The following is an 11,120-nucleotide window of genomic DNA, read 5'->3' as shown; positions in this document are numbered from 1 at the left end:
CCGGCCGAAGCCGAGGAGCAGTATTACGCCATGCTGGGCGCACCAGCCTGGGCCGCATAACTTAAACGAAATGGCCTCCGGCAAACTCGGCGCGGTTCAATAGGGGAAGCGTCAATGTCTTCGCGCTGATGGATTAAGCGCTGGGCTGGATATCTTGTGATGCAACTTCATTATTGGCGAGAAAGAAGAAGCAATCAGACAGGTCAACGTCCTCAAAGAGCGAAGACTCGGCAAAATGAGAGGGCCAGATTATAGGAACATTCATTTCGATAACTTCGGTATCTAGCGCGTCAAATAGCACACGATTCACAAAAGTAGAACAAACTAGCTCTTCTGGAGGTAGATTCTCGACCGGGACGCCCTTCTTGCGCAACGTCGCCAGTTCAACCGCGCCCATAACAGAATACTTTGCCTTGGAAAATTTGTGCAAACTTCCTTCCAGCACATCGCTGTCGACAGGTAGCCTCAGCCTGCGGATAGCAAAGCTATCAACATCCTTGAGAAACTGGTCGAAGGTTTGAGTCCGAACATGCTTATTCGGCATAATATCCCAAACTTGCCCTCCATTTCCCATTATGGCGACGTGCGACCACCGACGTGCCTCGGATGCCCGGGTTACGAGCGTCTGAAACTTGGGGACCGCGGAAATGTTGTTTCGGGTCAGAATAATTGAACCCGGAACCACTGACCCGAAATCAAAAACGACCTCTCGATACTCGATATCAAGAAGGCAATGATCCTTCCCGAGATCACCTTCGAACTTAGCGAGTGGAGTCTCTACGATCCTATGGATATCGACAATCGAGGCCTTAGTTAACAAGATGCCTCACCGGAAACTGATCGCTCCCATACTTCATAATCTCTATAGGATCGCCGGCGTCGTTAGGCCCAATGAGCATTGGATTCCGAACTTTGTGCCCAGCCGATCGGATCTTCAATTGAATTTCCGCACCGACAGGTATGAGAGGATCGATCGGCTCGGAAGTAGCTAGAACTGTGCGTGACTTCAAGGCTGGATCCCACAAGGTCAAAATTGTGGAATCTTCCGTAGTGCAACAATCAAGAACGATTAGCAATCTGGTCAAATCTCTGTTCTCTGTCTCATCGCGAACACTGCTATGCAAGATAAAGTCATTCGACTGATTTGACCACCCTCCCGCCAGGAGCGAGGGAAAAAAGTTTCCTAGTCCTTTGGTTGCTGAAACAAGTCGGCCATATCAATTGTTCTGGGGCTTCACGCCGGCTTCCTGACGGGTAGTGCTGCATGGTTTACCCGCATCAGCGCCATCAACATCGGCCCGAGTGAAAACTCGCCGCGCTCCGCCTTGCGGCTAAGATCGCGCAGATAGCCGAAGATCATCGCTCAATGCCTGCGCCATCATCCACCTCTTTGCTGTGGATGTTGAATCAGCTTCGGCTCCACCAGTCACCTCACAATCGGTTCATCGATCACAGGACCTGCTCTAGAACGGCAGCCGGGCATTTTCCTTGACTTCCTTCATCACGAAAAAGGTTCTGGTCTGGCGCACGCCGGGAAGCGCAATCAATTTCTGGCCATGCAGCTTGTTGAAATCCGCCATGTCGCGCACGCGGATCTTCAGGAGGTAGTCGAAGTCGCCGGCAACCAGATTGCAGTCGAGCACTTCCTTCATCTCCATCACGGCGCCTTCGAAAGCCGCAAAACTCTCCGGCGTCGAACGATCGAGCACCACGCCGACCATCACGAGCGCCCCCAGCCCGACAGTTGCCGGCACGACTTCGGCGCGGACGCCGGCTATGTAGCCCTCGTCGAAAAGCCGCTGCGTCCGCCTGTGGCAGGTCGCGGCGCTGACATTTACACGCTCGGCCAGATCGGCATTGGTTAGCCGGCCCTCGGATTGCAGCGCACGCAGGATCTTGATGTCGATTTTGTCGAGAGCCTGCATGGAAGATTCTTTCATTTTTCTGCTAATCTCTTCAAGAAAGCTATCATAATATGCGGCTTCTTTCGAAATCCAATAATATTTCCGGCGAACTTAGAGAGCACCTTTCGCACACTTTCTCCTATCCTCCCACCATCACCGGCACGGAGGTCATGAACGATGTCATTGCTTGAAAAATTCGAACGCTATCCCCTTACCTTCGGCCCGACGCCGATCGAGCACCTGCCGCGGCTGACCGCGGCGCTGGGCGGCAAGGTCCAGATCTATGCCAAGCGGGACGACTGCAATTCCGGTCTCGCCATGGGCGGCAACAAGCTCAGGAAGCTCGAATATATCGTTCCGGATGCGATTGCCTCGGGTGCCGATACGCTCGTGTCGATCGGCGGCGTGCAATCGAACCATACCCGCATGGTCGCCGCCACCGCCGCCAAGATCGGCATGAAGTGCGTGGTCATCCAGGAGAAATGGGTGCCGCATTATGACTCGGTCTATGACCGCGTGGGCAATATCCTGATGACGCGTCTTATGGGCGCCGACAGCCGCCTCGTCGATGATGGTTTCGACATCGGCATCCGCAAGAGCTGGGAAGACGCGATCCAATCCGTAAAAGATGCCGGCGGCAAGCCCTACCCGATCCCGGCCGGCGCTTCTGTGCACAAATATGGAGCGCTCGGCTATGTCGGCTTTGCCGAAGAGGTCGCGGCGCAGGAAAAGGAACTCGGCTTCACCTTCGACTATATCGTCGTCTGTGTCGTCACAGGCTCGACGCAGGGCGGCATGATCGTCGGCTTCGCCGCGCAGAACCGGGCGGAAAGCGTGATCGGCATCGATGCCTCGGGCACGCTCGACCAGACCCGTGCGCAGGTCCGCAAGATCGTCGATTCCACGGCAGAACTTGTGGACCTCGGTCGACCGATCCGCGAAAGCGAGATCGTCATCAACCCGGACTACGCCTATCCGGCCTATGGCGTCCCGTCAGAGGAGACCAACGACGCGATCCGGCTTGCGGCACGCACGGAGGCGATGATCACCGACCCGGTCTACGAAGGCAAATCCATGCAGGGCATGATCGATCTCACCCGCAAGGGCTTCTTCCCGGAGGGTTCCAAGGTCCTATACGCCCACCTCGGCGGCGCACCGGCTCTCAACGGCTACAGCTATTACTACAAGGACGGCTGAGCTCGATCAGCGCGACAGACGCTCGCCGACAAAAGGCGAGCGCCTGAGATTAGGCTCTAGCGAAGTTCGATGATAGCGCAGCCATAGGCTTCCAGCGACAGGGCGCCGGATACCGCCTTGCCATTGTCGAGAAGATTGATCCCCGCCGGGACTTCCCTCAGCTCCGCGCGTTGATCGAGGTAGTTTTGCAGGAACAGCAGCTGCCGATCGTCGTTCTGGCGCATCGTCACCTCGACACCATCTGGCAGATCGCCGGCAAGCGGCGCGATGCCGGCCTCCGCGAAGGTCTTGTCAGCCAGGGCGTCCGTCAACTCCGGTGTCAGATAGGTGCCGAGATAGAGCACCCTGCCCTTGCCAACCCGACGCAAGGTCGCCATCGGTTGGCCTTCCGCATAACGGTTCGACCATGTCGCCACCGCCTCGACATCATCTGTAACGGCCAGGTCCTCATAGAAATGGGCTGCCTCGATCTCGCGATTGCCGATGGTGAAGCGGCGAACGCGCCGATGGGATTCGGCCGGGCGATTGGGGGGGATGACAAGGCCGCCCGACCGGGACATGACGTCGAAGAGGCCCTTGGCGCCGGGTGCCGCCAACCGGCCGAAATCCTCGACCTTGACGCCGGTCAGCCGGGTCAGCGACGATCCGGGTGCCGCCTCGCGGATGACGTGATTGTTCTCGTCTCGCGTGCCGGTGCGCGCGCCGATGATGACCGTGCCGCCGTCTCTGGCAAAGGCTTCGAGCTTCTCGGTCCACTCATCCTTCCACATCACCCAATGTGGAACATAGAGCAGCTTCAGCCGCGAAAGATCGTCCTCGGGATGGATGAAGCCGCAAGCGATGCCGCGATCGTAGCAATATTGGTGCAGCTGAACGGCGTCATCCTGCGGGCTTGGCAGGCCAATCGAATAGGTCTTGTGCGCTTCCTGATTGTCGAAATCCGAGCCAGCGATACCGACATCCATACGCACATAAGTGCCGAGGATCTTGTCCTTCAATGCCGTCATCTCGGTGGCAAACTGTTTTGCCTCGTCGTAGCGATGACGCGGTACATCGTCATGGTCGATGACACCCATCCAGTAGATTTCAGCGCCGAAATGCGCCGGCCGCCAACGAAAGAACATCAAGCCATCGGCGCCGCGCGCGACCGAGGACATGGCCATGCGCCGCATTTCGCCGGGCTCCGGCGTCAGCGTGCAGAAGCCGGGCTGGCTGCCGAAACCGGATTGCTGCTCGGGCACAATGTAATTGCCGGAGAAGCCGCGGCAGATATCGAGATGAAGCGCCTGCACCTTGGCGTGGTTGCCGATGCGCTGGAACTCGTCATAGAGCATCGGATAGATGTCATAGCCGACGAAATCGAGGTCGGTGGAGAACTGGCCACGGAAGTCGATATCGCGAAGGCCGCCGAGATTGTGGAAGATGAACCATTCCGCCTTGGTGGCACGCAGGATTTCCACCTGATCATGCTGGAAGCGTGCTGTCGCGAAGGCGAGGAAGCGGTGATAATCCTGCAGATGTCCCGGGCTTGGGAAGGTCGGGCCGAACTCGATGGGAAGGACAACCTGGCTGAAATCGTCATAGGCTGTCGCCCAGAAATCACCGCCCCAGGCGAAATTGAGCTTGTCGATCGTCCCGTATTTATCGGCGAGAAAGAGCTGGAATTCCGAAAGCGTCGCGGCCGAGAAGGATTCCGGCATGCTGGTGTTGAGCTCGTTGTCGGTCTGCCAGCCGACGACATGCGGATTGTCCCGATAGTGCTCGGCCATGGCCTTGGTGATGCGCTTGCTATGCTCACGAAACACCGGGCTTGCGGTGTCGGCATGCTGCCGCGAACCATGGCTCATCTTGCGGCCATTGCCATCAACGCGAAGAGTTTCCGGATGGGCAACCGTCAGCCAGCGCGGCGGTGTTGCCGTCGGCGTGCACATGATGGTGTCGATGCAGTGGCGCGCCAGCACCTCGATGGCGCGGTCGAAGAGATCGAAATCGAAAGTGCCGAGCTTCGGTTCAAACAAATGCCAGGCGAATTCGCCGAGACGGACGATATTGAAGCCGGCTTCGGCCATGCGCTTGGCATCACGCTCCCAATAGCTCTCATCGACATGTTCCGGATAATGCGGTGCGCCGACGAGGAACCTGTCGGTCTTGATGGTTCGCCATACGGAAAGGTCGGTCTTACTGCTGCTTGCTGACACGGTATCAGGCTCCTGAACTGTTATTTGTCGAGTATTGGCTTGCGAACCGTGATGGTCCGCTCGTCCTGGGTGGAAAACAGATAGATCTCGCGCGGATCGATGCTGAGGCTGACCGGCGCATCGGCATTGATGCCGGCGACATGGCCGACCTGCACTGTGATGTTGCCGGTGCCGCTTTCAGAGCTGACGCATTGCAGCTCGCCGGCATCGACATAAAGAATGGTCTCGCGGCCCAGATGCTCGACGAGGCGCACACGGCCGGCAATCGCCGCACCGGCCGATGGGGTATCGGCAACCGCGATGCTTTCCGGCCGGATGCCGAGCGTCAGCCTCGCACCCTTATCGACCGAGAAGCCGGCCGCCAATTCGACAGCGACGGGCGCCAGACCCGGAGCGGAAACCGTAGCCGAGTTTCCGGAGACCTGGTCGATCATAACGGGGAAGAAGTTCATCCGCGGCGCGCCAAGGAAGCCGGCGACGAAGAGATTGACCGGATTGCGGTAGAGTTCGAGCGGTGAGCCGACCTGCTCGATAATACCGCGATTGAGAACGACGATGCGGCTCGCCATGGTCATGGCTTCGATCTGGTCATGCGTCACATAGACCATGGTCGCGCCGAGTTCGGCGTGCAGGCCGCTCAATTCGACGCGCATCTGCGTGCGAAGTGCCGCATCCAGATTGGACAGCGGCTCGTCGAAGAGGAAGACATCCGGGGAGCGAGTGATGGCACGGCCGATCGCAACGCGCTGGCGCTGACCGCCGGAAAGCTGCTTCGGTCGCTTGTCGAGCTGGTCAGTGATCCTGAGGATCTTGGCGGCGCGTGCCACCGCCTGATCGATCTCGGCCTTCGGCCTCTTCGCCATGCGCAGACCGAAGCCCATATTCTCGGCAACCGTCATGTGCGGATAAAGCGCGTAGGACTGGAACACCATGGCAATGCCGCGATCGCCGGGCTCCGCGTTGCTGACATCGCGGCCATTGATCATGATCTGGCCGGAAGAGATCGTTTCCAATCCGGCGATCGATTTCAGCAGCGTGGACTTGCCGCAGCCTGATGGTCCGACCATGACGATGAATTCGCCCTGCTCGACTGAGAGATCGATGCCGCGCAGCGCATGATAGGCGCCGTAATTCTTGTTGACGTGACGAAGTTCGAGACTGGTCATGCTTCAAGGCTCTCAAGGAAGGGATTGGCACGAAGGGCGGCTGGGACGATGACGAAGCTGCTCATCCCTTCACCGCGCCCATGGTGAGACCGGCGATGAAATGCCGTTGCATGAGGAAGAACATCACGACCGGAGGGACGGCGACGACAATCGTGCCGGCCGAAATCAGGTTCCAGGCGGAAACCCATTCGCCGCGCAGATTGGCAAGGCCCGCGGTGACCGGCTTTACCGTGTCGCTGACTGTCAGCACCACGGCCCAGAAATAATCGTTCCAGACAAAGGTGAAGATCAGGATCGCCAGCGCCGCCAGAGCCGGCCGCACCAGGGGCACGACCACATGAATGAGCGTCTGGAAGGGCGTCGCGCCCTCGGCCCTCGCAGCCTGGAACAGCTCGTCCGGCAGGGCGGCGATGAAGTTGCGCATGAACAGTGTCGCAAAGCCGGTCTGGAAGGCGATGTGGAAAATGACCAACGCCGCCGTGGTATCGTAAAGGCCGATGCGCACCATCAGATCGCGCACGGGGATCATCATAATCTGATAGGGTAGGAAATTGCCGCCGACGAACAGGGCGAAGACCAGCATGTTGCCGCGGAAACGATAGCGCGCCAGCACGAAACCAGCGAGTGTGCTTAAGGTCAGCACGCCGACGACGGCGGGGATGGTGATGGTCAGGCTATTGAGGAAATAGCGCGCCATCGGCGTCTGAGTGAAGACGGAGGTGTAGTTGTCCACCAGGCCGAATTGCGTCGGCCAGCCCCAGAGGTTGCCGCCCATCACGTCCTGCGTCGAACGGAACGAGGTCAGGATGATGGCGAAGAGCGGGCATAGCCAGAGGATCAGAATGGCGAGCACGGCGATGAAATAGAAGCGGCGACGCCAGATGGCATCTTCGGGGATCGGGCGCGGATACATCAGGCCCCTCTTTCTTCGATGCGAATGATGCGCGTGAGGTACCAGACGATGAACACCGCCATGATCACGAACAGGACGGAGGCGATGGCCGCGCCGTATCCGAAGCGATAGGAAAAGATCGATTGCTCGAACATCTGGTAGGCCAGCACTTCGGAAGAGCCGAACGGACCACCCTGCGTCATGACCGAGACCATGTCGAAGGATCGGAGCGCGCCGACGACGGTGACCGCAATGGCAATGAAGGTGACCTGCGTCAGCTGCGGCAGGACAATATGGCGCAGCATGTTCCAGCCTCTCGCCCCATCGACCCGCCCGGCACCGATCAACTCCTCGCTGAGACTGTTGAGGCCGGCAAGATAGAGCACCATGCAGAAGGCGATCTGCGGCCAGAGCGCTGCAATGACGATCGCGAAGGTGACGAAATGCTCGTCGGAGAGGACCGCCGGTGCGGTTGCGCCGAAGAAGCCGAAGACCAGGGCGAGCAATCCGAGTTGTGGCGTATAGACCCAGGTGAAGACAACGCCGACGGCGACCGAGGCCAGAACCAGCGGAATGAAGAAGAGCGACTTCATCAGCCGCATGCCGCGGATCTTCTGATTGACGAGCAAGGCGATTGCGAGCCCGATGGGTGGCGCCGCCATGAACATGACCAGCCAGATGACATTGTTCTTCAACGAGACGTAGAATTGCGGGTCGTTGAGCAGTTCGACGTAATTGCCGAAGCCGATCCAGACCATCGGGCTGAAACCGTCCCAATCATGCAGGCTGATCCATAGACTTTCCACCGCCGACCACAGGATGACGACGGAAAAGAGAATGGCCGCGGGCAAAATCAGCAAAGTCGGAGTGAGCCACCAGCGATGATGGCGCCAGAATGTCATCATGTGATCCTCTTTCGGTGTGGAGAGGCGGAGCAGCAGCCCCGCCCCCCGGTCTCTGGGAGGAGAACTAGAGCTTGTAGATACGCCTGCGCGTACCTTCGAGCCGCTTCAGGATCGCGTCACGCCGCTCGGGCTTTGCCATGAATTCCTGGAAGCCGACGAGGCCGGCCTGGGCCATATCAGGGTCGCTGTCGCGGTCGTAATATTGCGACGTGCCCTGCACCGTCTTCAGCGCCTCGACGGCTGCATTGACGAGCGGATCCTTGCTCGGCGGCAGGTCGTTGCGCGGCGGCACGTTGCCGCCCGGTTCCAGATAGGGACCGAGATTTTCCGGGCGATAGAAATAGGCGAGGAACTCGCGCGCGCCCTGCTTGTTCTTGGCATTGGCGGGAATATGCACCGAATTCAGCGAGAATTCCTCGAAGCGGCCGACCTTCGGATCGATCGTCGGGAAAGGTGCGAAGGCAAGCTGATCGAGATCCTCCTTCGGGAAGGAGGAGCGAACGAAAGCGCCGAGATTCATCATGCCGGCCTTCTTCTGCGAGAGAAGCGCGCCCGCCTCCTGCCAGCCGAAGGACGTGTTGTTCGGGGTGAAGAAATCCTGCTTGATCAGCGTTTCCCAATTGTCGAAGACCGGCTTCAGTGCCGGGTCGAGATAGCTCATCTCGCCGTTCATCAGCGCCATGTGCTTGTCGAGGCCGTTGATGCGCAGGTTCATCTGGTCGAACCATCCGGCGGCCGGCCACAGCTCCTTGGTGCCCATGGCGATCGGCGTCAGGTTGGCGGCCTTACATTTGGCGCCGAAGGCGAGGAAATCGTCCCAGCTCGCCGGAACCGTCGTGCCGAGCTGGCTGAAGACATCCTTGCGATAGAACATGCCCCAGAGCGTGCCGCCCGTCGGCAGCCCGTATTGCTTGCCGTCGACGGTAACGGAACCGGCCGCCGCGCCGAGCACGTCCTTGTATTTCTCCTTCGCGAAAAGATCGGAGATATCATCGAACAGACCGCGCTTGACGAAGGCGCGCATGCGGTTTCCTGAAAACCAGAAGCAGATATCGGGTGCGCCGGCGACCAGATAGTTGCGGATCGCCGTCTTGTGCGCTTCGTGGTCCATGTTGTTGACCACGACCTTGACGCCGGCCTGCTTACCGAAATCGTCGGCGATCTTGCGCAAGATCGCCAACGCATCGGCGTTGTTTTCGTCGGAAATGATGTTGATGTCCTGGGCCTGCGCGATTGCCGGCATCGGAAAACCTGTGAGTGCTGCGACAGAAGCCGCCCCTGCACCCTTCAAGAAGACACGCCGGCTCGCCGGCCTTCCAAGCAAATTGAAAGTCATCTGATACTCCTCCCGTTGTAACGTCCGTCCGCACCCTTGGCCAGCCAGCCGGACGAAAGCGTGGTGGGCGCCCCTCTTGCCCTTCCACGCATGGTCGCAACAAACCCGCCGCGGCAGCGCATATGCTCTGCCCGGAACATTGGGTTCGAGAAACCTTGTCTTACCGCTGACTTCTTCGCGCTTATGCACGAGCCGGATGTTGATCGACGAGTGAAGTTATGCATAAGTCTGAAACGGACGCAATAATTAATTTACAAAATTAAGAAAGAGAAATCGTGAAGCTGAAAGGCGACCAGAGCACGTCGCGAGCCCTGAACCGGCGGCTCATCCTCAATCTCCTGCGGCAGGAGGGGCCGAGAAGCCGTGCCGAAATAGCGACGATTACGGGTCTCAGCCCCGCCGCCGTCACCTTCGTCATCGCCGATCTGATCGAGGAAGGACATGTCAGCGAAGGCAAGGCCGTGGCGGGGCTCTCGGGCCGGCGCCCCATACCCGTGGAGATCAACTATACCAACGGCTTGGCAATCGGCTTCAAGCTGATGGTCGGCTCGGTGGAATGCGTCGTCACCGATCTGGCAACCAATCCTCTTGCCTCCTCGCGGCTGACCTTGACCGACAACGAGCCGGAGAATGTGGCCAGGGCTTTGGCTGATGCGGTGCCCATGCTCGTCGAGGCGGCGGGACGACCGCATGCGCGGCTGGCGGGGGTCGGCATTTCCGTGCCTGGCGTCATCGACAACGCCCAGGCCGTCTGCGTGCGCAGCTTCCGGTTCAAATGGAACAACGTGCCTTTCGCATCGATGGTGGCGCAAAAGGTCAAGGTGCCTGTCTGGCTCGAAGACGACACCAACGCCTATGCCATTGCCCAGCAACTCTTCGGCCCGGGACGGCAGTATCGCAACATGGCGGTCCTTGCCATCGGCGTCGGCATCAGCTGCGCCCTCATCGTCGATGGAAAGCTCTATCGGGGCGCCCACGGTGCGGCCGGCAAATTCGGCCATACCCTGCACGAGGAGAGTGGCCGGCTTTGCGAATGCGGCAAGCGCGGATGCCTGATGGCCTATTATTCCGAGCCTGCGATGCTGCGCACCTGGCGTGAGGCAACCGAACGTGACGACGGTCATAACCTCACGGATATGCTGGCGGCAGCAAAAGCCGGTGACCCGGAGACCGTCAGGATCTTGAGCGAGGCCGGCAATGGAATCGGAAAGGCGCTCGCCAATCTCGTCAACATCACCGACCCCGAGGTCATCGTCGTCGGAGGCGAAGCGGTTTCATTCGGCGATGCTCTTTTCGGCCCGCTGAAATCCAGCATGGCGACCCGCACCTTCTTTGCCTCGCCACCTCTATTGCCCGATTGGGAAGACAATTCCTGGGCACGGGGTGCCGCAGCACTCGTCACCCAGAAATTCTTCGATTTCGAGACGGCTGATGGGACGACCGGTGCCAGCGAACCCATTGCGCGAGCCTATTCTGCATCATCCACATAGGCCTGAGAGGGTCCGGCCCAGACGCATCCTCG

General features: G+C 59.2%; 10 protein-coding genes. 2 read left to right on the top strand and 8 right to left on the bottom strand.

Annotation, left to right across the window (positions count from 1 at the left end; all coding sequences use genetic code 11):
* Positions 1 to 133: 133 nt before the first annotated feature.
* From A6U86_RS35250 to A6U86_RS20920, 3 genes are all read right to left on the bottom strand, one after another.
* On the bottom strand, positions 134 to 544 hold the full coding sequence (locus A6U86_RS35250) for a hypothetical protein (RefSeq protein WP_141683768.1): 411 nt from the start codon (positions 542 to 544) through the stop codon (positions 134 to 136).
* A 690-nt stretch (positions 545 to 1,234) separates the two neighbouring features.
* Positions 1,235 to 1,360, bottom strand: coding sequence for a hypothetical protein (locus A6U86_RS36045; RefSeq protein ID WP_267555199.1), 126 nt, complete (start codon positions 1,358 to 1,360; stop codon positions 1,235 to 1,237).
* A 103-nt stretch (positions 1,361 to 1,463) separates the two neighbouring features.
* A complete protein-coding gene (locus tag A6U86_RS20920; RefSeq protein ID WP_068394892.1) occupies positions 1,464 to 1,940 on the bottom strand; it encodes an Lrp/AsnC family transcriptional regulator in 477 nt (158 codons plus the stop codon).
* A gap of 141 nt (positions 1,941 to 2,081) precedes the next feature.
* On the opposite strand from A6U86_RS20920, the gene A6U86_RS20915 reads away from it, so the two are divergent.
* Positions 2,082 to 3,101: a 1-aminocyclopropane-1-carboxylate deaminase gene (locus tag A6U86_RS20915; RefSeq protein WP_068394891.1), complete on the top strand. Its 1,020-nt coding sequence runs from the start codon at positions 2,082 to 2,084 to the stop codon at positions 3,099 to 3,101.
* A gap of 56 nt (positions 3,102 to 3,157) precedes the next feature.
* Here A6U86_RS20915 and A6U86_RS20910 read toward each other — a convergent pair whose 3' ends face one another.
* The 5 genes from A6U86_RS20910 to A6U86_RS20890 form a co-directional block, all read right to left on the bottom strand.
* Entirely contained in the window at positions 3,158 to 5,299 is a 2,142-nt protein-coding gene (locus tag A6U86_RS20910) for a beta-galactosidase (protein WP_068394890.1), read from the bottom strand.
* 20 nt (positions 5,300 to 5,319) lie between these two features.
* The gene (locus A6U86_RS20905; protein WP_068394889.1) at positions 5,320 to 6,465 is read right to left on the bottom strand and encodes an ABC transporter ATP-binding protein; all 1,146 of its coding nucleotides are present in this window, start codon (positions 6,463 to 6,465) and stop codon (positions 5,320 to 5,322) included.
* Positions 6,466 to 6,526: 61 nt separating this feature from the next.
* Complete coding sequence (locus A6U86_RS20900) at positions 6,527 to 7,378, bottom strand: carbohydrate ABC transporter permease (protein ID WP_068394888.1); 852 nt, start codon at positions 7,376 to 7,378, stop codon at positions 6,527 to 6,529.
* Positions 7,378 to 8,262 (bottom strand): carbohydrate ABC transporter permease, encoded by an 885-nt coding sequence (locus tag A6U86_RS20895; RefSeq protein ID WP_068394887.1) that lies wholly within the window; start codon positions 8,260 to 8,262, stop codon positions 7,378 to 7,380. The genes A6U86_RS20900 and A6U86_RS20895 overlap by 1 nt, the downstream gene beginning before the upstream one ends.
* Positions 8,263 to 8,326: 64 nt before the next feature.
* Positions 8,327 to 9,598: an ABC transporter substrate-binding protein gene (locus A6U86_RS20890; protein WP_068394886.1), complete on the bottom strand. Its 1,272-nt coding sequence runs from the start codon at positions 9,596 to 9,598 to the stop codon at positions 8,327 to 8,329.
* Positions 9,599 to 9,873: 275 nt separating this feature from the next.
* On the opposite strand from A6U86_RS20890, the gene A6U86_RS20885 reads away from it, so the two are divergent.
* Positions 9,874 to 11,088, top strand: coding sequence for an ROK family transcriptional regulator (locus A6U86_RS20885; RefSeq protein WP_068394885.1), 1,215 nt, complete (start codon positions 9,874 to 9,876; stop codon positions 11,086 to 11,088).
* Positions 11,089 to 11,120 lie beyond the last annotated feature (32 nt).

The organism is Rhizobium sp. AC27/96 (assembly GCF_001692325.1).
In the GTDB taxonomy this organism is placed as follows: Bacteria; Pseudomonadota; Alphaproteobacteria; order Rhizobiales; family Rhizobiaceae; genus Rhizobium.
The sequence above is the reverse complement of the archived record's forward strand: the minus strand, read 5'-3'. Positions and strand labels throughout refer to the sequence as shown.

Coding starts and splice junctions, on each gene's coding strand:
- A6U86_RS35250 (WP_141683768.1), bottom strand. CDS start 544: ATGCCGAATAAGCATGTTCGGACTCAAACCTTCGACCAGTTTCTCAAG.
- A6U86_RS36045 (WP_267555199.1), bottom strand. CDS start 1,360: ATGATCTTCGGCTATCTGCGCGATCTTAGCCGCAAGGCGGAGCGCGGC.
- A6U86_RS20920 (WP_068394892.1), bottom strand. CDS start 1,940: ATGAAAGAATCTTCCATGCAGGCTCTCGACAAAATCGACATCAAGATC.
- A6U86_RS20915 (WP_068394891.1), top strand. CDS start 2,082: ATGTCATTGCTTGAAAAATTCGAACGCTATCCCCTTACCTTCGGCCCG.
- A6U86_RS20905 (WP_068394889.1), bottom strand. CDS start 6,465: ATGACCAGTCTCGAACTTCGTCACGTCAACAAGAATTACGGCGCCTAT.
- A6U86_RS20900 (WP_068394888.1), bottom strand. CDS start 7,378: ATGTATCCGCGCCCGATCCCCGAAGATGCCATCTGGCGTCGCCGCTTC.
- A6U86_RS20895 (WP_068394887.1), bottom strand. CDS start 8,262: ATGATGACATTCTGGCGCCATCATCGCTGGTGGCTCACTCCGACTTTG.
- A6U86_RS20890 (WP_068394886.1), bottom strand. CDS start 9,598: ATGACTTTCAATTTGCTTGGAAGGCCGGCGAGCCGGCGTGTCTTCTTG.